Origin of the sequence: Kitasatospora sp. NPDC050543, assembly GCF_044457565.1 — a bacterium.
GTDB lineage: Bacteria > Actinomycetota > Actinomycetes > Streptomycetales > Streptomycetaceae > Kitasatospora.
In genome coordinates, this window is the sequence record NZ_JBITGZ010000016.1 from 23,013 (window position 1) to 43,538 (window position 20,526).

The following is a 20,526-nucleotide window of genomic DNA, read 5'->3' on the forward strand; positions in this document are numbered from 1 at the left end:
GCGTGGGTGGCCTGAGACTGCTGCGACTGGAGGCTAGAGTAGGAGGGTGAACGTGTGAGACGTGGTCCGGGTCCCCTCAGGAGGCTCGGGCCTCAACTGTTTCAGGTCGGCTGATCACCCGCCGTGACCTGGGCGTTCGCCGGCCAATCGACAAGCACCGAGTCTCCGGAGGCCCCGCCTTGAGCGACCAGCCGTACGCGCACCTGCACGTCCACACCGAGTACTCGATGCTGGACGGCGCCGCCCGGCTGAAGCAGCTCTTCAAGGAGGTCGAGCGGCTGGGGCAGACCCATGTCGCGATGACCGACCACGGCAACATGTACGGCGCCGCCGAGTTCCACAAGCAGGCGACCGCAGCCGGCATCACCCCGGTGATCGGCATCGAGGCGTACGTCGCGCCGGAGTCGCGCTCCAACACCAAGCGCGTCCTGTGGGGCCAGCCGCACCAGAAGAAGGACGACGTCTCGGCGTCCGGCGCCTACACCCACAAGACCATCTGGGCCCGCGACAAGCAGGGCCTGCACAACCTCTTCAAACTGACCTCGCGCTCCTACGCGGAGGGCTGGCTGGTGAAGTGGCCCCGGATGGACAAGGAGATCATCGCCGAGCACGCGGCCGGCCTGATGGCGACCACCGGCTGCCCCTCCGGGGAGGTGCAGACCCGGCTGCGGCTCGGCCAGTTCGACGAGGCGCTCCGGTCCGCCTCCGACTACCAGGACATCTTCGGCAAGGAGAACTACTTCCTGGAGCTGATGGACCACGGCCTGGACATCGAGAAGCGGGTCCGCGACGGGCTGATCGAGATCAGCAGGAAGCTGAACATCCCGCCGGTGGTCACCAACGACTCGCACTACACCACCGAGGGCGACGCCGGCGCGCACGACCTGCTGCTCTGCGTCCAGACCGGCAAGAACCTCTCCGACCCGGACCGCTTCCGCTTCGACGGCACCGGCTACTACATCAAGTCGGCCGCCGAGATGTACGCCCTGGACTCCTCCGACGCCTGGCAGCAGGGCTGCCGCAACAGCCAGCTGCTGGTCGCCCAGCGGGTGGACACCAGCGGCATGTTCGAGTTCAAGAACCTGATGCCGCGCTTCCCCATCCCGGAGGGCTTCGAGTCCGAGGCGGACTTCTTCCGGGCCCAGGTGTGGAAGGGCATGGACTGGCGCTTCCCGAACGGGTACGACGAGGAGCACAAGAAGCTCGCCGAGTACGAGATGGACACCATCGTCCAGATGGGGTTCCCGGCGTACTTCCTCGTCGTCGCCGACTTCATCATGTGGGCCAAGAGCCAGGGCATCGCGGTCGGCCCCGGCCGTGGTTCGGCGGCCGGCTCGCTGGTCGCGTACGCGATGGGCATCACCGACCTCGACCCGATCCCGCACGGCCTGATCTTCGAGCGCTTCCTCAACCCCGAGCGCATCTCGATGCCCGATGTCGACATCGACTTCGACGAGCGCCGGCGCGGTGACGTGATCCGGTACGTGACCGACAAGTGGGGCGCCGACAAGGTCGCCATGATCGTCACGTACGGCACCATCAAGGCGAAGGCCGCCATCAAGGACTCCTCCCGGGTCCTGGGCTACCCGTACGCGATGGGCGACCGGATCACCAAGGCGATGCCGCCGGACGTGATGGGCAAGGGCATCCCGCTCTCGGGCATCACCGACTCCGCGCACCCCCGCTACGGCGAGGCGGGCGAGATCCGCGGCCTGTACGAGAACGACCCGGACGTGCGCAAGGTGATCGACACCGCGCGCGGCATCGAGGGCCTGATCCGCCAGCCCGGCGTGCACGCGGCCGGCGTGATCATGTCCGCCGAGCCGCTGACCGACCACATCCCGGTCTGGACCCGGCACACCGACGGCGTCACCATCACCCAGTTCGACTACCCCACCTGTGAGGGCCTCGGCCTTCTCAAGATGGACTTCCTGGGCCTGCGCAACCTCACGATCATGGACGACGCCGTCAAGGCGATCGAGAAGAACAAGGGCATCAAGATCGAGCTCCTCGATCTGCCCCTGGACGACAAGCCCACCTACGAACTCCTCGCCCGCGGCGACACGCTCGGCGTCTTCCAGCTCGACGGCGGCCCGATGCGCTCGCTGCTGCGCCTGATGAAGCCCGACAACTTCGAGGACATCTCCGCCGTCCTGGCGCTCTACCGGCCGGGCCCGATGGGCGTCAACTCGCACACCAACTACGCGCTGCGCAAGAACGGCCAGCAGGAGATCACCCCGATCCACCCGGAGCTGGAGAAGCCCCTGGAGGAGATCCTCAAGCCGACCTACGGCCTGATCGTCTACCAGGAGCAGGTCCAGAAGGCCGCGCAGATCCTGGCCGGCTACTCGCTCGGCCAGGCCGACCTGCTGCGCCGCGCCATGGGCAAGAAGAAGAAGGAGATCCTGGAGGCGGAGTTCGTCCCCTTCCGGAAGGGCTGCCGCGAGCACGGCTACTCCGACGCCGCCATCCAGGCGGTCTGGGACGTCCTGGTCCCCTTCTCCGGCTACGCCTTCAACAAGGCGCACACCGCCGGGTACGGGCTGGTCTCGTACTGGACGGCCTACCTCAAGGCCAACTACCCGGCCGAGTACATGTCCGGCCTGCTCACCTCGGTCAAGGACGACAAGGACAAGTCCGCCGTCTACCTCAACGAGTGCCGCAAGATGGGTATCCAGGTGCTCCCGCCGGACGTGAACGAGTCGGACTCCGACTTCACCCCGCACGGCAACGACCTGGTGCGCTTCGGCCTCACCGCGATCCGCAACGTCGGCGGGCCGGTCGTGGACTCGATGATCCGCACCCGCAGGGCCAAGGGGAAGTACACCTCCTTCCCCGACTTCCTGGACAAGGTCGAGTCGGTGGTCTGCAACAAGCGGACCGTGGAATCCCTCATCAAGGCGGGCGCGTTCGACTCGCTCGGGCACACCCGCAAGGGCCTGACCGCGCAGTTCGAGCCGATGATCGACAACGTGGTCGGCGTCAAGCGCAAGGAGGCCGAGGGCCAGTTCGACCTCTTCGGCGGCGACACCGTCTCCGACGAGCCGAGCTTCGGCCTGGACGTCGTCTTCGCCGAGGACGAGTGGGAGAAGTCCTTCCTGCTCACCCAGGAGCGGGAGATGCTCGGCCTCTACGTCTCCTCGCATCCGCTGCACGGCATCGAGCACGTCCTCGCCGACAAGGCCGACTGCGCCATCGCCGACCTCGCCGAGCGCCCGGACGGCTCGATCCTGCAGATCGGCGGCATCATCTCCGGCCTCCAGCGGAAGATGACCAAGCAGGGCAACGCCTGGGCCATCGCCACCGTCGAGGACCTGGCCGGCTCCATCGACTGCATGTTCTTCCCCGCCAGCTACCAGCTGGTCTCCTCCCAACTCGTCGAGGACGCCGTGGTGTTCGTCCGCGGCAAGCTCGACAAGCGGGAGGACGTGCCCCGGCTGATGGGCATGGAGCTGTCCGTGCCGGACCTCTCCAACTCGCACGCGGACGCGCCGATCGTCATCAACATCCCGACCGGGAAGATCACCCCGCCGCTGGTCGCCCGCCTCGGCGAGGTGCTCACCCACCACCGCGGCAACACCGAGGTCAGGCTCCGGCTGGAGGGCGCCCGCCGGACCACCGTGCTGCGCCTGGACCGCCACCGGGTCAAGTCCGACCCGGCGCTGTTCGGCGACCTCAAGCAGCTGCTCGGCCCGAGCTGCCTGGCCGGCTGACCCGGGCGCCCTCGCGCGGGGCCCACGTCGGGCGCCGCGCGAGGGAGCGGGCTCAGCTCCAGCGGTAGCGCAGCCGCAGGTGGTCGATCACCAGGTTGAAGCGGGCCCGGTCCAGCGCGCAGGCCTCGCGGCGCATCCCGTCCGGGTGCACGCGCAGCACCCGCTCGGTGGAGACCCAGGAGTCGCGCCCGGTGCGGTCCCACGGGCCCGAGCCCAGCGGCACCCAGTCGCGGTCGCCGTCGTGGTGGCCCTTGCTGGAGAGCATCACCGCCAGCAGCGTGCCGCCCGGCTCGCGGGCGACCACCAGCACCGGCCGGTCCTTGCCGCGCCCGTCGTTCTCCTCGTACGGCACCCACGTCCAGACGATCTCGCCCGGATCGGGATCGCCGTCGTGGTCGGGCGCGTACTCGGTGCGGACCGCCCCGATCCGGTGCGGTTCGACCTCCGCGGTGGCGCCGGGGCCGAGGCGGCCCGGGGTGTTCTGGCTCTGATCGGTCAGCTCGCTCATGGGCGCAGGCTAGAGGGCGGGCTGAGGGTGGATCAAGGTCTGCGGGAGTACCGCGTGCAGGGCCGAGGTGAGCGCCGAGACCGCCGGGTGGACGGCGGAGCCCGCCCGGAAGGCCGTCCGGGTACGACGCGACATCGTCAGCCGGGTGAGGTCGACCCCGGGCGGCGGGTCACCGGCGCCGAGCTGGGGCACCAGCGCCACCCCCTGCCCGGCCGCGACCAGCGCCAGCACCGTCGCGAAGTCGTCCACCTGGTGGCGGATCCGCGGCGCGAAGCCGGCCGCCTGGCAGGCCCGGACGGCCATCGCGTGGCAGAGGGTGCTGGGTGTGGCGACGATCCACGGCGCCGCCCGCCAGTGCCGCAGGACCTCATCGTCGGGCCCGGTGGGCGCCGTGCGCGCGCCAGGCCCCGCCGCCAGGTACATCGCCTCGGTGAACAGCGGCTCGGTCTGCACCCCGGGCTCCTGCGGGGCGGGCGCGAAGTCGTGGTCGTGGACGAGCGCGACGTCCAGTTCGCCCGCCCGCAGCGCGTCCGCCACGCTCACCGAGTCCATCTCGGCGACCATCGGTTCCAGCCTCGGGTGCTCACGGGCCAGGGCGGCCAGCGCGGCCGGGACGATCGCCCGCGCGGCGGAGGGGAAGGTGCCGATCCGCAGCGGGCCGGCCAGGCCCTGGCGGGCGTCCACGAGCTCGGCGGAGGCCAGCTCCAGGCGCTCCAGCACCGCCTCCGTGTGCCGGACCAGGTTCAGCCCCGCGGGCGTCAGCGCGACCCGCCGGCCGGTGCGCTCCAGCAGCGGCACCCCCGCCTCCCGCTCCAGCACCGACAGCTGCTGGGAGACGGCGGACGGGCTGAACGCCAGGGCCTCGGCCACGGCGGCGATGGTGCCCCGGTGGGCGAGTTCCCTCAGCAGACGGAGGCGGCGAACATCGAGCATCGGACCAGCTTACGGTTCACGTCACAAATGCGAACTGGACCCGCACAGCGAGCATGCGCCAGGCTCGACGGCATGGACCAGTGCACCGCCCTGAACGGCATCTTCGTGCCCCTCGTCACCCCCTTCGACGCCGACGGCGCGCTCGCCGCGCAGGCCCTGGAGGCCCTCGCCCACGGGTTGCTGGACGACGGCGCCGCCGGGCTGGTCGCGCTCGGCACCACCGCCGAGACGGCCACCCTCGACGAGGACGAGCGCCGGGCCGTCGTGCGGATCTGCGCCCGGGTCTGCCGCGAGCGGGGTGCCACCCTGATCGTCGGCGCCGGCGGCAGCGACACCCGCCGCAGCGCCGAGGCCCTGCGCGCGCTCGGCCGGGACGTCCCCGAGGCGGCCGCCGCGCTGGTGACCGTGCCGTCCTTCAGCAGGGCGGGGGAGGCCGGGACGCTCGCGCACTTCCGGCACCTGGCGGCCGTCAGCCCCGTCCCACTGATCGTGTACCACATCCCGTACCGCACCGGGCAGCCGCTGAGCGCGGCCGCGCTGCTCGAACTCGCCGCGGTGCCGGGCGTGGCCGGGATCAAGCACGCGGTGGGCGGCATCGACGCGGACACCGTCGAACTGCTCGGCTCGGCGCCGGCCGGCTTCGCGGTGCTGGCGGGGGACGACGTCTTCCTGCCCCCGCTGCTGGCGCTCGGCGCCCACGGCGGCATCCTGGCCGCCTCCCACCTGGCCACCGCCCGCTTCGTCGAGCTGGCCGAGGCCTGGCGCACCGGGGACGTGCCCAGGGCGAGGGCCCTGGGCCACGCCCTCGCGGCGCTGGCCGGCGCGGCCTTCGCCGCCCCCAACCCGACCGTGGTCAAGGGCGTCCTGCACGCCCAGGGCCGCATCCCCACCCCCGCCGTCCGGCTGCCGCTGCTGCCCGCCGCGCCCGCGTTGGTCGAGGCCGCGCTGGCCCGGCTCACGGCCGTACGGGCGCCGGAGCCCATGGCCACCGCGGCGGCGGGGTGAGCGCGGCCGCCGTGGGCCGCGCGCCGGACAGCCGCCGCCCACAGCGTGGAACGCCCGGCGGCCCCGGCCCGGGGACAGGGCATGATGGGCAGAGTGCGGCTGTGATCAGCAGGAACACCAGAGGAGGAGTACTCGGATGAGGATCGGCATTGTTGGGGCCACCGGCCAGGTCGGCGGCGTGGTGCGGAGCATTCTGGCGGAGCGCGGGTTCCCGGTGGAGCAGCTGCGGCTGTTCGCCTCGGCCCGCTCGGCCGGCCGGACGCTGCCCTGGCAGGACACCGAGATCACCATCGAGGACGCGGCCACGGCCGACTACACCGGCCTGGACATCGTGATCTTCTCGGCCGGCGGCTCGACCTCCAAGGAGCTCGCCCCCAAGGTGGCCGCGGCCGGCGCCGTCGTGATCGACAACTCCTCGGCCTGGCGCCGCGACCCCGAGGTCCCGCTGGTGGTCTCCGAGGTCAACCCGGAGGCGATCGCGGACCGCCCCAAGGGCATCATCGCCAACCCCAACTGCACCACCATGGCCGCCATGCCGGTGCTGCGCCCGCTGCACGAGGAGGCGGGGCTGACCGCGCTGGTCGCCACCACCTACCAGGCCGTCTCCGGCTCGGGCCTCGCCGGCGTCGCCGAGCTGCACTCGCAGGCCCTCAAGGTGGTGGAGAGCGCCGACCGGCTCACCCACGACGGCGAGGCCGTCGAGTTCCCCGAGCCCGCCGTGTACAAGCGTCCGATCGCCTTCAACGTGGTGCCGCTGGCCGGCAACCTGGTCGACGACGGCAGCTTCGAGACCGACGAGGAGCAGAAGCTCCGCCACGAGTCCCGCAAGATCCTCGGCATCCCGGAGCTGAAGGTCTCCGGCACCTGCGTGCGCGTGCCGGTCTTCTCCGGCCACTCGCTCCAGGTCAACGCCCGCTTCACCGGCCCGATCAGCGTCGAGCGCGCGTACGAGCTGCTGAAGGACGCCCCCGGCGTCGAGCTCTCCGAGATCCCCACCCCGCTCCAGGCCGCCGGCAAGGACGCCTCGTACGTCGGCCGGATCCGGGTGGACGAGACCGTCGAGCACGGGCTGTCGCTGTTCCTCTCCAACGACAACCTGCGCAAGGGCGCGGCCCTGAACGCCGTGCAGATCGCCGAGCTGGTCGCGGCCGAGCTCGGCTGAGCGTCCTGCCCGCCACGCGTACGTCCAGGCCCCGCCCACCAGGGCGGGGCCTCGGTGCACTCCGGGCGGAACCATCGCTCGCCGACCGCCCGAGGTTCACCGCCCGGAGCGGGGGTAAAGGAGCCCCAACGATCGGGCGGGCCGGGCGCGGCCGGTTGCGGCGATCGGCGTGGTTCGGACCACCGGACCCCGGCCGGTCGGGCAGACTGCTCCCTACGCCGAGCGCCGGGCCACCGCGCCCGGGCCGCTGGGCTGACCGCGCCCACCAGGCGCCGCCGGCCGGTGGCGCCGTACCCGGGGCCGACCGGAAAGAGGTGCGGAAGTGGACCGCTGTGTCGTTCTGGTGGACGCCGGATACCTGCTGGGGGCAGCCGCCAGTCTGCTCGCCGGAGACCCCTCCCGCTCCCGGGTGACGGTCGACCACACCGCGCTGATCGCCGCCCTGCGCGAACGCGCCGAGGACGAGACCGGCCTGCCCCTGCTGCGCATCTACTGGTTCGACGCCGCCCCCGACCGCCGCCCGATGCCCGAGCACCGCCGCCTGCGGGTGCTGCCCAGAGTCACCGTACGGCTCGGCGCGCTCACCCGGGCCGAGGGCCGCTGGGTGCAGAAGGGCGTGGACGCCGCCATGCACGCCGAACTCTCCGAGCTCGCCCGCAACCGGGCCTGCGCCGACGTGGTGCTCGTCACCGGGGACGGCGACCTGCTGCCCGGCATGATGTCCGCCAAGGAGCACGGCGTGGTCGTCCACCTGTGGGCGCTCCAGGCGGCCGACGGCGACTTCAACCAGTCCGAGGACCTGGTCGGCGAGGCCGACGAGCGGCGGGTGCTGGACCGCGAGTGGATCGAGCGCTGGGTCGGCCCGCGCGAGGCGCCGACGGCCTTCTCCACGCCCGGGCCACGCCCGGAGATCGCCAAGATCCTCTCCGCCCCGCCCGCCGCCGTCCGGCCCGCCGCCGCAGCCGCGCCCCCGCCGCCCCGGCCGCAGCCGGCCGCCGCCGCGCTCAAGGTCGTGCCGACGCCCAAGGACCTCGCCGGCCGTGCCCCGCTCACCGTCACCACCCCCGCCACCGTCAACGGCGGCCCGGTCCTGCGCTGGTCCTCCGACCGCGGCTGGGTCGACCGTCCCGCCGCCGAGACCCCCACCGCCGGGGACGGCCTGCCAACCCTCGCCCAGCTCACCACCGCCGAGCAGCGCTGGGCCGACCGCGAGGAGGACATCACCACCATCGGCGGGGACGCCCACGAGGTCGGGCAGGTCTTCGCCCGCCGCTGGATGGACCGTCTCGGCGAGGTCGAACGCCTCACCGCCCTGTGGGCCGACTACCCACGCATCCCGCACCGCGTCGACGGGGAACTGCTGCGCTACGCGGCCCGCTTCGGCCTGCTGGCGCACAAGGACGACCAGATCGACGAGCACGACCGGTACGCGATCCGGGCCGGCTTCTGGAAGGAGCTCGCCGTCCGCGTCCCCGGCGGCGACCTCGTCGTCGTCGACGACTGACGAGCGCATTTCGGGCGATCAGGCCCCCTTGTCCGGTTCTGCGCGCCCAGCGCGTAGAGTCTTCGCTCGTGAGCGAGACCGACCGGCGGGCACCACAGGCGGGGCAGTGCTGCACCGTGCGCGACCTGGTCAAGACGTACCGGGCCGGCCGCGGCGGCGCCGCCACCGAGATCCGCGCCAACGACGGCATCAGCCTGGACATCCGCCGGGGCGAGGTGTTCGGCCTGCTCGGCCCCAACGGTGCCGGCAAGTCCACCCTGGTCCGCCAGCTCACCGGCCTGCTGCGCCCGGACAGCGGCGGCATCGAGATCCTCGGCCACGACGTGGTCCGCCACCCCGAGCGGGCCGCCCGGCTGCTCGGCTACCTCGGTCAGGAGTCCACCGCGCTCGACGAGCTGACGGTCGCCCTCGCCGCCGAGACCACCGGGCGGCTGCGCGGCCTGAGCCGGGCCGCCGCCAGGTCCGCGGCCGCCGACGTGATCACCGAGCTCGGCCTGGAGCCGATCGCCGCCCGCCCGCTCGCCAAGCTCTCCGGCGGCCAGCGCCGGCTGGCCTGCTTCGCCGCCACCCTGGTGGGCGAGCGCCCGCTGCTGGTGCTGGACGAGCCGACCACCGGCCTGGACCCGGTCGCCCGCCGCGCCGTCTGGTCCGCGCTGGACCGCCGCCGCGTCGAGCGGGGCACGACCGTCCTGCTGGTCACCCACAATGTCATCGAGGCGGAGACCGTGCTCGACCGGGTCGCGGTGGTGGACGAGGGGCGGATCATCGCCTGCGACACCCCCGGCGGCCTGAAGGCGCTGGTCGACGGGGACGTCCGGCTCGACCTGGTCTGGCGCGGCGAGGCGCCGCTGGACCTGCCCGCCGTCGCCCTGCTCGCCGAGCGCGCCGAGCGCGCCGGCCGCCGCTGGACCCTGCGGACCAGCCCCGAGCAGGCCCGCGAGCTGATCGCCGCCGTCACCACCGGCCCCGCCCTGGCGGCCCTGGACGACTTCACCCTGGCCACCCCCAGCCTTGAGGACGCCTACCTCAAGCTGGGCGGCCGCCACGAAGGGCTGGCGAAGTGACCCTGCTCTCCGTCCCCCCGCAGACCGCGCCGCCGGCCGCCGCCCCCGCGCCGCTGGCACCCGCCGCCAGGCTGCTGCCGGCGCTCGCCGCCGTCTACCGGGCGCAGCTCGCCCGGGCCAGGGTGGCGCGGATCCCGCTGCTGTTCGTGGCGACCTTCCAGTCGCTCGGCATCCTGGTGATGATGCGCGGGGTCGTCGACCCCGGTGACAACGCCTCGGCGCACTACGTGGTCGCGGGCTCCAGCGTGCTGGTGGTGGCGTTCGTCGCGCTGAACCTGCTGGCACAGTACTTCGGGCGGCTGCGGGCCACCGGCGGGCTGGACCACTACGCGACGCTGCCCGTCCCGGCGGCCTCCGTGGTGCTCGGGGCCGCCGCCGCGTTCGCCTCCTTCACGCTGCCGGGCGCGCTGGTCACCGCCCTCGCCGGGGCCTGGATGTTCGCCCTCCCGCTGGCGCACCTGTGGGTGCTGCTCGCCGTCGTCCCGCTGGCCGGAGCCGCACTGGCCGGGCTCGGCGCGGCCTGCGGCCTGCTGGCGCCCCGCCAGGAGATCGCGACGATGCTCGGCCAGCTCGGGATGTCGGCGGCGCTGCTGCTGGGTGTGCTGCCGGTCAGCCACCTGCCGCAGCCGGTGCGGTGGCTGCGCGACCTGCTGCCGTCCACGTACGGGGTCGAGGCCTTCGCCCGGACCTTCACGGCGAGCCCGGACTGGGCGGCCGTGCTGGGTGACCTCGGGGTGTGCGCGGGGGTCGGGCTGGCCTCGCTGGCCATGGCGACCTGGGCGTATCGCCGGGCGACGACCCGGTAGCCGCGCCGCCCGCAGGGGTGCGGCGGACGGGTGCGGATGGCGGGCGGTAGCCCCTCGACCGGGCCGGTCGTGAAACGATGGGCCGGTGACCGTACCGAACACACCTCCGGATCCGGGACAGATCCCTGCGGCCGAGCCCGTCGCGGCCGCCGGGCACGCTCCCGCTCCTGGCGACGCCGACCCTGCTCCGTACCCGTACGGTCCGCCGTCGGCCCTGGATCCAGCGGCCTTCGATCCAGCGGCGCTCGCACCGGCGGCCAAGGGCCGGCGCCCGCTGCTGCCCGAGGCGCGGATCGGGGTGCTGGTGGTGCTGGTGTGTCTGCTGCTCGGCTTGGTGATGGCCGCGCTCTGGGCCTGGCTGGCGCCGCAGGTGCCGCTGGTGGTCAAGGGCAACAAGATCCTCTACGCCGACCCCGAGGGTGAGCAGCGGGCCGGGGCCGACAGCGTCTTCGCGCTGCTGGGCCTCGGCGCGGGCGTGCTGACCGCACTGGCGGCGTTCCTGTTCACGCGCCGACGCGGCGGCGGTATCGCGGTCGCGGTCGGGCTCGCGGTCGGCGGGCTGGCCGGCTCGCTGGCCGCCTGGCGCGTGGGTATGCACTTCGGCCCGACCGCGGACGTCGTCGGGCACGCCAAGCGGCTCGGCGACGGCGGGGCGTTCTCCGACGCCCTGGAGCTCGGCGCCAAGGGCGCCCTGCTGGTGTGGCCGATGGCCGCGATGGTGGTGCTGCTGGCGCTGTCGGCCGCCTTCGGCAAGCGCGAGCAGGACCCGCCGCCGTACTGGGCCGGCCCCTGGCCGGCCCCGGCGGCCACCGGCACGCCCCCGGCCCCCGCCCTGGCCGACACCCCGCCCCAGCCGGCCGACCACCGGCCCGACACCCCCGGCCGGGGCCCGTCCGGCGACCACCTCTCGGCCTGAGCTCTCGTCTGAGCTCTCCGCCTGAGCGGGCGGCGCGCCCGCGGCCCGCTGCGCCGAGCGCCGGGCCGCGCCGGCGCTAGCGGGAGACGGGCGCCGGGAGGGCGCGGGTGAGCGCGACCAGGTCGGCGGGCGAGAGCTCGACCTCCAGGCCGCGGCGGCCCGCGGAGACGTAGACCGTGGGGTGCGCGAGAGCGCTGTCGTCCAGGACGGTGCGCAGCGGGCGGCGCTGGCCCAGCGGCGAGATGCCGCCGACCACGTAGCCGCTGCTGCGCTCAGCTGCCGCCGGGTCGGCCATCACCGCGCGCTTGCCGCCGACCGCGGCGGCCAGCGCCTTGAGGTCCAGCCGGCCGGAGACCGGCACCACGGCGACCGTGAGGGCGCCGTCCACCTCGGCGACCAGCGTCTTGAACACCCGCGCCGCCGGGATGCCCAGCGCCTGGGCCGCCTCGCCGCCGTACGAGGCCGCCGCCGGGTCGTGCGGGTAGGCATGGACGGTGAAGGCGATCCCGGCCTTCTCCAGGGCCACCGTCGCGGGTGTGCCCTGGCCGCCCTTCTTCGTGCTCCTGGCCATCCGGTGTGCCTCCAAGCGGCTGCGATACGGCTGCGGTGCGGTTGTGCTGTTGGCTGTTGGCTGTGCTGGGGTCCCGGGCCGGGGTCAGTTGGGGCTGAACGCCTGCCGGGTCAGCTCCACGGCGGGCAGCGAGGGCAGCCAGGAGAGCACCGCCGTCTCGCGGCGCAGCAGCTCCAGCTCGGCGGTCAGCCGCTGGGCGGTGTCCGGGCAGGCGAGCAGCCGCTGCTTGACCGGGGTGTCCAGGACGGCCGCGGCCGCGACCAGGTACGAGAGCACCTGCGGGTCGGCGGGCAGCTCCTGCTCGCCGGCGAGGCTGGCCTCCTGCGCACCGGCCAGCCGCTTCTGGTAGGCCCGGAAGGCCCGTTCGACGCCCGCCGCCAGCACGCCCGCGCCCTCGCCGGGCTCCTCCTCGATCGGCTCGATCTCGCCGGTCAGGTACGGACCGCCGGTGTCCACGGACCGCAGCCAGAACCGGGTGGTGCCGGTGACCAGCAGCTCGTACCGGCCGTCCGGCTGCTCCTGCACCGAGGCGATGTCGGCCACGCAGCCGATGTGGTGCAGGGCCTCCAGCGGGTCGCCGGTGACGGTGCCGAGGCCGTCCAGCGGCCCGGCGGGCCCCTCGTGCTCCCGGACGGGGGCGACCTCCCGGCCGTCCTTGATCGCGAGCACCCCGAACCGGCGCGGCCGGTCCTCCGGCTGGGCCAGCAGATCGGCGACGAGCTTGCGGTACCGCTCCTCGAAGACGTTCAGGGGCAGCACGAGGCCCGGGTAGAGGACCGTGTTGAGCGGGAAGAGCGGCAGCCGTTCTGTCACGGCGCACAGCGTAGTTGCCAGGAGGGCACCGGCGCGCCCGGGTTCCCGGCGATCCTCGCCCCGGCGCCCTGTCGTCGCCGGGTGCGGGGGGCCCGGCCCGCTCAGCCGCGTTGCAGCAGCCGCGTCGCGCCCGCGACCACCGTGGTGGCCAGCACCCACCCCACGATCACCAGCGCGGCGGTCACCCACTGCCCGGCGCCGGCCGGGTTCCAGCCGCCCTGGCCGAGGTCGACCACCGGCAGCAGGTGGCCCAGGGTGTACAGCCAGGGACTCCAGTGCGGCCGCTCGTCGGCCTTCAGCGGCTGCGGCGGATGCTGGGCGAAGAAGACGGTGCCCACGATCCAGGCGAGCAGCAGCCAGAGCGCCGCCCGCCCGGGCCGGTAGCCGTACCCGACGGTGACGTCCTGGATCCGTCCCCAGAGCCGGCTGGGCAGCGGCAGGGTGCGGTGGCGCCGGCGCTGCTTGGCGTACAGCACCTCGCGCGCGTCGTCGTCGGCGCCGTCCCTGCGCAGCGCGCTGGCCAGCTGCTCGTACGACTCGGGCTGGAACTCGACCGAGGCGCTCTCCAGCCACTCGATCCGCTGCCGCACGGTGAACGGCCCGATCGGGCGCAGGCACTCGTACGTGAAGCCGGTGAGCCCCAGGTGCTTGCCGCCGGGCCAGGCGGTCGGGGTGTCCACCAGGTTGCCGATCCTGGCACGGGAGAGCGAGACCATGCCGGTGGGCTGCTTGTGGCAGGCGAAGCGCAGCTCGGGGGTGTGGATGCGGCGCAGCGACAGGTCGTCGCCGGGGCCGAGGTGGAACTCGCCGGAGATCAGGCAGGCCGCCTCGAAGCGCGCGTCGGAGAGCCGGACCCGGCCGTAGGCGCGGAAGGGCGTGGTCGGCGCGCCGGGTGCCGGGTTCTCGCCGTAGCCGGAGCCGTAGTACGTCCGGGAGCCGTACCAGCCGCCGTCCGGCGAGCTGGTGAGGTACAGCGTGTGGCCGACGGTCAGGCGCACCGCGTTGAGGCAGGTGCTGGTCTGTGGGCCGCGGCGCAGCTGGGCGCCGCGCAGCGAGAGCCGGCCGCCGACCCGGGCGGTGCGCAGGCTCAGCTCGCCCAGCGACTCCAGCCGGTCGGCCTCGAAGTCCTGGTTGACGTTCATGCCGTCGGCCGACAGCGAACGGCCGAACCGGTCGCTGCCGACGACGGCCTGGTTGAGCAGCAGGTCCGTGCCGATCCTGGCGTCGGTGAGCCGGATGCCGTCGGGGATGTGGCAGCGGGCGAGGTGCAGGTCGCCGTCGGTGGCCAGCCGGGAGGCCTCGATCCGGGGGATCAGGCAGGTGACGAAGCGCAGGGTGCCGGCCTGCGCCTCGGACATCAGCAGCTTGTTCTCGAACCGGCAGTCGTGCAGTTCCAGGTAGTGCGAGATGGTGCCGCCGGCCAGGACCAGCGGCCCGGATATCAGCGCGCCGGTCAGCTTCAGCGCGGCGACCCGCCCGGGCACCGCCGACGGACCGTCCAGCAGCAGCAGGGCGAGCGCCTCGGCGCGGATCGTCCGCTCGGGGCCCCAGACGGTGCCGGTGAACGGGTCGTCCTGCTCGGCGTCGCCGGTCGCCAGGTCGTACACGCGGCCGTGGCGGAACGCCTCCCACAGGCCCTGCTCGGCCGGCGACCAGTCCTCCGGTGCCCGCTCCACCACGTATCCCCCCAAGATCGCCGGTCGTCTCGCCCTTCGTATCACGGACTGAAATGCGCGGCCGTCGATTCCGGCCACTCCCTACACTGGGTGGCGTGATCTCTCGAATCGACCTGCGCGGCTCGCTCGGCGACCCGCGTGACCTGCTGCCCCGTGCCGAGTTCGACGTCGAGGCCGCCCTGGAGAAGGTGCGGCCGATCTGCGAGGACGTACGCCATCGCGGGGTCGCGGCGCTGATCGAGATCACGGAGCGCTTCGACGGCGTGCGGCTGGCCTCCACCCGGGTGCCCGAGGCGCGGATCACCGCCGCCCTGGAGACTCTGGACCCGAAGGTCCGCGCCGCGCTGGAGGAGTCCATCCGCCGCGCCCGGATCGTGCACCGCGAGCAGCGCCGCACCGACCACACCACCCAGGTGGTGCCCGGCGGCGCCGTCTCCGAGCGCTGGGTGCCGGTGGACCGGGTCGGCCTGTACGTGCCGGGCGGCCTCGCCGTCTACCCGTCCTCCGTGGTGATGAACGTCGTCCCCGCGCAGGAGGCCGGCGTCGCGGGCATCGCCGTCACCTCTCCGCCGCAGAAGGACCTCGACGGCTCCGTCCACCCGACCATCCTGGCGGCCTGCGCGCTGCTCGGCGTCACCGAGGTGTACGCGGCCGGCGGCGCCCAGGCGATCGCGATGTTCGCGTACGGCACCGAGGAGTGCGCCCCCGTCAACCTGGTCACCGGCCCCGGCAACATCTACGTCGCCGCCGCCAAGCGCCTGCTCAAGGGCCGGATCGGGATCGACGCCGAGGCCGGGCCGACCGAGATCGCCGTCCTCGCGGACGACTCCGCCTCCCCCCGGGACGTCGCCGCCGACCTGATCAGCCAGGCCGAGCACGACCCGATGGCCGCCTCCGTCCTGGTCACCGACTCGCCCGCGCTGGCCGACGCCGTCGAGGCCGAGCTGGAGCAGCAGGTCGCCGCGACCAAGCACCGCGAGCGCGTCACCGAGGCGCTGAGCGGCCGGCAGTCCGGCATCGTCCTGGTCGACGACATCGAGCAGGGCCTGGCCGTGGTCAACGCCTACGCCGCCGAGCACCTGGAGATCCAGACCCGCGACGCCCGCGAGGTCGCCGCCAGGGTCCGCAACGCGGGCGCGATCTTCATCGGCCCGTACGCGCCGGTCTCGCTCGGCGACTACGCGGCGGGCTCCAACCACGTGCTGCCCACCGGCGGCTGCGCCTGCCACTCCTCCGGCCTGTCCGTGCAGTCCTTCCTGCGCGGCATCCACGTGGTCGACTACTCCCGCGAGGCCCTCGCCGAGGTGGCGGCGCACGTCGTCAACCTCGCCGACGCCGAGGACCTCCCCGGCCACGGTGACGCCATCCGCGCCCGCTTCGACTGGACGGTACCGAACCCTTGAACCTCGACGACCTGCCCGTCCGGGACGAGCTGCGCGGCCAGTCCCCGTACGGAGCACCGCAGTTGGACGTCCCCGTCCTGCTCAACACCAACGAGAACCCGTACCCGCTGCCCGAGCCGCTGGTGGCCCGGATCGCCGAGCGGGTGGCCGAGGCCGCCCGCGGCCTCAACCGCTACCCCGACCGGGACGCGATCGAGCTGCGCGAGGGCCTGGCCGCGTACCTGACCCGCACCGCCGGGCACCGCGTGGAGCGCGCGAACGTGTGGGCCGCGAACGGCTCCAACGAGGTGCTCCAGCAGCTGCTGCAGACCTTCGGCGGCCCCGGCCGCAGCGCGCTCGGCTTCGAGCCCTCCTACTCGATGCACGCCCTGATCTCGCGTGGCACCGGCACCCGGTGGATCTCCGGGCCGCGCCACGAGGACTTCACCATCGACGTGGACGCGGCACGCGCGGCCATCGCCGAGCACCGCCCCGACGTGGTGTTCATCTGCTCCCCGAACAACCCGACCGGCACCGCCGTCGCCGCCGACACCGTCCTCGCGCTGCACGACGCCGCGCAGGCGGTCAAGCCGACCATGGTGATCGTCGACGAGGCGTACGTGGAGTTCTCCCACCGCGCCTCGCTGCTGCCGCTGCTCCAGGGCCGCCCGCACCTGATCGTCACCCGCACGATGTCCAAGGCCTTCGGCGCCGCCGGGCTGCGCCTGGGGTACCTGGCCGCCGACCCGGCCGTGGTGGACGCGGTGCAGCTGGTCCGCCTGCCGTACCACCTGTCGGCCGTCACCCAGGCCACCGCCCTGGCCTGCCTGGAGCACACCGACACCCTGCTCGGCTATGTCGAGCGGCTCAAGTCCGAGCGGGACCGGCTGGTGGACGCGCTGCGCGGCCTCGGCCTGGAGGTCACCGACTCGGACTCCAACTTCGTCCAGTTCGGCCGCTTCGCCGACACCCACGCCGTCTGGCAGGCGATCCTCGACCGGGGCGTCCTGGTCCGCGACAACGGCGTCCCCGGATGGCTGCGCGTCACCGCCGGCACGCCCGCCGAGAACGACGCCTTCCTCGACGCCGTCCGCACCGCCCTCAAGGAGCTGTAACCCGTATGTCCCGCATCGGCCGCGTTGAGCGCACCACCAAGGAGACCTCGGTCCTCGTCGAGATCGACCTCGACGGCACCGGCAGGACCGACATCTCCACGGGCGTCGGGTTCTACGACCACATGCTCGACCAGCTGGGCCGCCACGGACTCTTCGACCTCACCGTCAAGACCGAGGGCGACCTGCACATCGACACCCACCACACCATCGAGGACACCGCCCTCGCCCTCGGCGCCGCCTTCCGCCAGGCGCTCGGCGACAAGGTCGGCATCTACCGCTTCGGCAACTGCACCGTCCCGCTGGACGAGTCACTCGCCCAGGTCACCGTCGACCTCTCCGGCCGCCCGTACCTGGTGCACAGCGAGCCCGAGGGCATGGCGCCGATGATCGGCAGCTACGACACCACGATGACCCGGCACATACTGGAGTCCTTCGTCGCCCAGGCCGCCGTCGCGCTGCACGTGCACGTACCGTACGGTCGCAACGCGCACCACATCGTCGAGTGCCAGTTCAAGGCTCTCGCGCGTGCTCTGCGCTACGCCTCCGAGCGCGACCCGCGCGCGGCGGGCATTCTCCCCTCGACCAAGGGTGCGCTGTGAGCAAGGCCGCAACACTGCTGATCATCGCCGGACTGTTCCTGTCCGGCGGCGTCTACTCGTTCTGGAAGCAGAAGCAGTCCAAGAGCGTGATCGCGGTCCTCGCGATCGGCGCGGTGATGTGCCTCGTTTCCGGCGTCATGCGCCTCTAGAGACTGGAAGACCAACCCTCATGGGCAAGAACGTCGTAGTCCTCGACTACGGGTCGGGCAACCTCCGCTCCGCGCAGCGGGCGGTGGAGCGCACCGGCGCCGACGTGACGGTGACCTCCGACTTCAGGACCGCCCTCGACGCGGACGGCCTGCTCGTCCCCGGCGTCGGCGCCTTCGAGGCCTGCATGCGCGGATTGAAGGGCGTGCGCGGCGACACCATCATCGGCCGCCGACTGGCCGGCGGGCGCCCGGTGCTGGGCATCTGCGTCGGCATGCAGATCCTCTTCGAGCGCGGCGTCGAGCACGGCGTCGAGACCGCCGGCTGCGACGAGTGGCCCGGCACGGTCGAGCCGCTGGACGCGCCGATCATCCCGCACATGGGCTGGAACACCGTCCAGGCGCCCGGGAACAGCCGCCTCTTCGCCGGCCTGGACGCCGACACCCGCTTCTACTTCGTGCACTCCTACGGGGTGCGCCGGTGGGAGCTCCAGGTGACCAACGAGAAGATCAACGCGCCGCTGGTCAGCTGGGCCACCCACGGGCAGCCCTTCGTCGCGGCCGTCGAGAACGGTCCGCTCTGGGCCACCCAGTTCCACCCCGAGAAGTCCGGCGACGCCGGCGCCGCACTGCTGACCAACTGGGTCAACACCCTCTGAGCCAGGAGCTTCACTACCGATGAGCCGCCTCGAACTCCTCCCCGCCGTCGACGTCCGCGACGGCCAGGCCGTGCGCCTGGTCAAGGGCGCCTCCGGCACCGAGACCTCCTTCGGCGAGCCGCTCGCCGCCGCCCTGGCCTGGCAGCACGCCGGCGCCGAGTGGCTGCACCTGGTCGACCTCGACGCCGCCTTCGGCACCGGCGACAACCGCGAGCTGCTGCGCGAGGTCACCGCCGCGCTGGACATCAAGGTCGAACTCTCCGGTGGCATCCGCGACGACGCCTCGCTGGCCGCCGCCCTGGCCACCGGCTGCCGCCGGGTCAACCTCGGCACCGCCGCGCTGGAGAGCCCCGAGTGGGTCGCCAAGGTCATCGCCGAGCACGGCGACAAGATCGCGGTCGGCCTGGACGTGGTCGGCACCACCCTGCGCGGACGCGGCTGGACCCGTGACGGCGGCGAGCTCTTCGAGGTGCTCGCCCGCCTGGACTCCGAGGGCTGCGCCCGCTACGTCGTCACCGACGTCAACCGGGACGGCACCCTGACCGGCCCCAACCTCCAGCTGCTGCGCGACGTCTGCGCCGCCACCGACCGCCCGGTGGTCGCCTCCGGCGGTGTCTCCTCGCTCGACGATCTGCGGGCCATCGCCACCCTCGTCCCCGAAGGTGTCGAGGGCGCCATCGTGGGCAAGGCACTCTACGAGCAGAAGTTCACCCTCGAAGAGGCCCTGGAGGCCGTGTCATGACAGATCGTCAGATCGTCCGCGGCAAGCTCGCCGGATTCTCCCCCTGGGAGGACGACTTCGGCTACTCGCGTGCCGTGGCGGCGGGGGACCACGTCCATGTGGCGGGTTCCACGGCCTGGGTCGACGGGAAGATCGAGCACGAGGGTGACCCGTACCACCAGACACTCGCCGCCTTCGGCGTGGGGCTCAGCGCCCTCGCCGCGTACGGTCTGACGGCGGACGACGTGGTCCGCACCCGGATGTACATCACGCACGTGCGCGACGCCGACGAGGTGGGCCGGGCGCACAAGGCGATCTTCGACACCGCCCGCCCGGTCGCCACCATGGTGGTGGTCGAGGGCCTGATCGACTCCCGGATGATGGTCGAGATCGAACTCGACGCCTACCGCGCCGGGCTCGCCAACACCCTGAACTCCCCGGAAGGCACCGCACCATGACGCTCGCCGTACGAGTCATCCCCTGTCTGGACGTGGACGCCGGCCGCGTGGTCAAGGGCGTCAACTTCCAGAACCTGCGGGACGCGGGCGACCCGGTCGAGATGGCCAAGCTCTACGACGCCGAGGGCGCCGACGAGCTGACCTTCCTCGACATCACCGCCTCCTCGGGGGACCGCGAGACCACCTACGACGTCGTCCGCCGCACCGCCGAGCAGGTCTTCATCCCGCTCACGGTCGGCGGTGGGATCCGCGCCGTCGAGGACGTCGACAAGCTGCTGCGGGCCGGCGCCGACAAGGTCGGCGTCAACACCGCCGCCATCGCCCGCCCGGAGCTGATCCGGGAGATCGCCACCCGCTTCGGCCGACAGGTGCTGGTGCTGTCCGTGGACACCCGGCGCTGCCCCGAGGGCACCGAGACGCCCTCCGGCTACGAGGTCACCACCCACGGCGGCCGCCGGGGCACCGGCCTGGACGCCGTCGAGTGGGCGGGCCGCGCGGCCGAGCTCGGCGCCGGCGAGATCCTGCTCAACTCGATGGATGCCGACGGCACCAAGGACGGCTACGACCTGGAGATGATCCGCGCCGTCCGCAAGAGCGTCGCCGTCCCGGTGATCGCCTCCGGCGGCGCCGGCAAGCTCGCCGACTTCGCCCCCGCCGTCGAGGCGGGCGCCGACGCGGTGCTCGCCGCCAGCGTCTTCCACTTCGGCGACCTGCGGATCGGCCAGGTCAAGGACGCCCTGCGCGAGGCCGGACACCCCGTCCGCTGACGCGCCCG

General features: G+C 73.1%; 20 protein-coding genes. 15 read left to right on the forward strand and 5 right to left on the reverse strand.

Annotated features, from left to right (window positions below; all coding sequences use genetic code 11):
* Nucleotides 1–179: 179 nt before the first annotated feature.
* Complete coding sequence (gene dnaE / locus ACIBH3_RS20490) at nucleotides 180–3,713, forward strand: DNA polymerase III subunit alpha (protein WP_396313438.1); 3,534 nt, start codon at nucleotides 180–182, stop codon at nucleotides 3,711–3,713.
* A gap of 52 nt (nucleotides 3,714–3,765) precedes the next feature.
* On the opposite strand, the gene ACIBH3_RS20495 is transcribed toward dnaE, so the two are convergent.
* Both ACIBH3_RS20495 and ACIBH3_RS20500 read right to left on the reverse strand, forming a co-directional pair.
* Nucleotides 3,766–4,221, reverse strand: coding sequence for a type II toxin-antitoxin system PemK/MazF family toxin (locus tag ACIBH3_RS20495; RefSeq protein WP_396313439.1), 456 nt, complete (start codon nucleotides 4,219–4,221; stop codon nucleotides 3,766–3,768).
* A 9-nt stretch (nucleotides 4,222–4,230) separates the two neighbouring features.
* Entirely contained in the window at nucleotides 4,231–5,154 is a 924-nt protein-coding gene (locus ACIBH3_RS20500; protein WP_396313440.1) for a LysR family transcriptional regulator, read from the reverse strand.
* A 72-nt stretch (nucleotides 5,155–5,226) separates the two neighbouring features.
* Between ACIBH3_RS20500 and ACIBH3_RS20505 the strand changes: the two genes are divergently transcribed.
* The 6 genes from ACIBH3_RS20505 (at nucleotide 5,227) to ACIBH3_RS20530 (ending at nucleotide 11,611) form a co-directional block, all read left to right on the forward strand.
* A complete protein-coding gene (locus ACIBH3_RS20505; RefSeq protein ID WP_396313441.1) occupies nucleotides 5,227–6,159 on the forward strand; it encodes a dihydrodipicolinate synthase family protein in 933 nt (310 codons plus the stop codon).
* A gap of 136 nt (nucleotides 6,160–6,295) precedes the next feature.
* Nucleotides 6,296–7,321: an aspartate-semialdehyde dehydrogenase gene (locus ACIBH3_RS20510; protein ID WP_396313442.1), complete on the forward strand. Its 1,026-nt coding sequence runs from the start codon at nucleotides 6,296–6,298 to the stop codon at nucleotides 7,319–7,321.
* Between the two features lie 322 nt (nucleotides 7,322–7,643).
* The gene (locus ACIBH3_RS20515) at nucleotides 7,644–8,825 is read left to right on the forward strand and encodes an NYN domain-containing protein (protein ID WP_396313443.1); all 1,182 of its coding nucleotides are present in this window, start codon (nucleotides 7,644–7,646) and stop codon (nucleotides 8,823–8,825) included.
* Nucleotides 8,826–8,893: 68 nt separating this feature from the next.
* Nucleotides 8,894–9,889 carry an ABC transporter ATP-binding protein gene (locus ACIBH3_RS20520; RefSeq protein ID WP_396313444.1) on the forward strand — a complete coding sequence of 332 codons (996 nt, stop codon included), beginning with the start codon at nucleotides 8,894–8,896 and terminating at the stop codon, nucleotides 9,887–9,889.
* Entirely contained in the window at nucleotides 9,886–10,695 is an 810-nt protein-coding gene (locus ACIBH3_RS20525) for an ABC transporter permease (RefSeq protein ID WP_396313445.1), read from the forward strand. The genes ACIBH3_RS20520 and ACIBH3_RS20525 overlap by 4 nt, the downstream gene beginning before the upstream one ends.
* An 85-nt stretch (nucleotides 10,696–10,780) precedes the next feature.
* Nucleotides 10,781–11,611: a hypothetical protein gene (locus ACIBH3_RS20530; protein WP_396313446.1), complete on the forward strand. Its 831-nt coding sequence runs from the start codon at nucleotides 10,781–10,783 to the stop codon at nucleotides 11,609–11,611.
* Between the two features lie 76 nt (nucleotides 11,612–11,687).
* On the opposite strand, the gene ybaK is transcribed toward ACIBH3_RS20530, so the two are convergent.
* From ybaK to ACIBH3_RS20545, 3 genes are all read right to left on the reverse strand, one after another.
* Nucleotides 11,688–12,182: a Cys-tRNA(Pro) deacylase gene (ybaK, locus tag ACIBH3_RS20535; RefSeq protein ID WP_396313447.1), complete on the reverse strand. Its 495-nt coding sequence runs from the start codon at nucleotides 12,180–12,182 to the stop codon at nucleotides 11,688–11,690.
* Nucleotides 12,183–12,266: 84 nt separating this feature from the next.
* Nucleotides 12,267–12,995: an LON peptidase substrate-binding domain-containing protein gene (locus ACIBH3_RS20540; protein ID WP_396313448.1), complete on the reverse strand. Its 729-nt coding sequence runs from the start codon at nucleotides 12,993–12,995 to the stop codon at nucleotides 12,267–12,269.
* 101 nt (nucleotides 12,996–13,096) lie between these two features.
* Complete coding sequence (locus tag ACIBH3_RS20545; protein ID WP_396313449.1) at nucleotides 13,097–14,671, reverse strand: oxidoreductase; 1,575 nt, start codon at nucleotides 14,669–14,671, stop codon at nucleotides 13,097–13,099.
* 95 nt (nucleotides 14,672–14,766) lie between these two features.
* Between ACIBH3_RS20545 and hisD the strand changes: the two genes are divergently transcribed.
* The 8 genes from hisD to hisF are packed head-to-tail and all read left to right on the forward strand — an operon-like array spanning nucleotide 14,767 to nucleotide 20,518.
* Nucleotides 14,767–16,074 (forward strand): histidinol dehydrogenase, encoded by a 1,308-nt coding sequence (hisD, locus tag ACIBH3_RS20550; RefSeq protein WP_396313450.1) that lies wholly within the window; start codon nucleotides 14,767–14,769, stop codon nucleotides 16,072–16,074.
* Entirely contained in the window at nucleotides 16,071–17,168 is a 1,098-nt protein-coding gene (locus ACIBH3_RS20555; protein ID WP_396313451.1) for a histidinol-phosphate transaminase, read from the forward strand. The genes hisD and ACIBH3_RS20555 overlap by 4 nt, the downstream gene beginning before the upstream one ends.
* 5 nt (nucleotides 17,169–17,173) lie before the next feature.
* Nucleotides 17,174–17,767: an imidazoleglycerol-phosphate dehydratase HisB gene (gene hisB, locus ACIBH3_RS20560; RefSeq protein ID WP_396313452.1), complete on the forward strand. Its 594-nt coding sequence runs from the start codon at nucleotides 17,174–17,176 to the stop codon at nucleotides 17,765–17,767.
* Nucleotides 17,764–17,916, forward strand: coding sequence for a hypothetical protein (locus tag ACIBH3_RS20565; RefSeq protein WP_396313453.1), 153 nt, complete (start codon nucleotides 17,764–17,766; stop codon nucleotides 17,914–17,916). The genes hisB and ACIBH3_RS20565 overlap by 4 nt, the downstream gene beginning before the upstream one ends.
* Before the next feature lie 20 nt (nucleotides 17,917–17,936).
* The gene (hisH, locus tag ACIBH3_RS20570) at nucleotides 17,937–18,572 is read left to right on the forward strand and encodes an imidazole glycerol phosphate synthase subunit HisH (protein WP_396313454.1); all 636 of its coding nucleotides are present in this window, start codon (nucleotides 17,937–17,939) and stop codon (nucleotides 18,570–18,572) included.
* Nucleotides 18,573–18,591: 19 nt separating this feature from the next.
* Entirely contained in the window at nucleotides 18,592–19,314 is a 723-nt protein-coding gene (priA, locus tag ACIBH3_RS20575; protein WP_396313455.1) for a bifunctional 1-(5-phosphoribosyl)-5-((5-phosphoribosylamino)methylideneamino)imidazole-4-carboxamide isomerase/phosphoribosylanthranilate isomerase PriA, read from the forward strand.
* Nucleotides 19,311–19,751, forward strand: a complete 441-nt coding sequence (locus ACIBH3_RS20580) for a RidA family protein (protein ID WP_396313456.1) — start codon at nucleotides 19,311–19,313, stop codon at nucleotides 19,749–19,751. The genes priA and ACIBH3_RS20580 overlap by 4 nt, the downstream gene beginning before the upstream one ends.
* On the forward strand, nucleotides 19,748–20,518 hold the full coding sequence (gene hisF, locus ACIBH3_RS20585) for an imidazole glycerol phosphate synthase subunit HisF (protein ID WP_396313457.1): 771 nt from the start codon (nucleotides 19,748–19,750) through the stop codon (nucleotides 20,516–20,518). The genes ACIBH3_RS20580 and hisF overlap by 4 nt, the downstream gene beginning before the upstream one ends.
* Nucleotides 20,519–20,526 lie beyond the last annotated feature (8 nt).

Bases quoted from the DNA above. Each gene is read 5' to 3' on its own strand.
- ACIBH3_RS20505 (WP_396313441.1), top strand. From the start codon at position 5,227: ATGGACCAGTGCACCGCCCTGAACGGCATCTTCGTGCCCCTCGTCACC.
- hisB (WP_396313452.1), top strand. From the start codon at position 17,174: ATGTCCCGCATCGGCCGCGTTGAGCGCACCACCAAGGAGACCTCGGTC.
- ybaK (WP_396313447.1), bottom strand. From the start codon at position 12,182: ATGGCCAGGAGCACGAAGAAGGGCGGCCAGGGCACACCCGCGACGGTG.
- ACIBH3_RS20580 (WP_396313456.1), top strand. From the start codon at position 19,311: ATGACAGATCGTCAGATCGTCCGCGGCAAGCTCGCCGGATTCTCCCCC.
- ACIBH3_RS20510 (WP_396313442.1), top strand. From the start codon at position 6,296: ATGAGGATCGGCATTGTTGGGGCCACCGGCCAGGTCGGCGGCGTGGTG.
- priA (WP_396313455.1), top strand. From the start codon at position 18,592: ATGAGCCGCCTCGAACTCCTCCCCGCCGTCGACGTCCGCGACGGCCAG.
- ACIBH3_RS20500 (WP_396313440.1), bottom strand. From the start codon at position 5,154: ATGCTCGATGTTCGCCGCCTCCGTCTGCTGAGGGAACTCGCCCACCGG.
- ACIBH3_RS20495 (WP_396313439.1), bottom strand. From the start codon at position 4,221: ATGAGCGAGCTGACCGATCAGAGCCAGAACACCCCGGGCCGCCTCGGC.
- hisF (WP_396313457.1), top strand. From the start codon at position 19,748: ATGACGCTCGCCGTACGAGTCATCCCCTGTCTGGACGTGGACGCCGGC.
- hisH (WP_396313454.1), top strand. From the start codon at position 17,937: ATGGGCAAGAACGTCGTAGTCCTCGACTACGGGTCGGGCAACCTCCGC.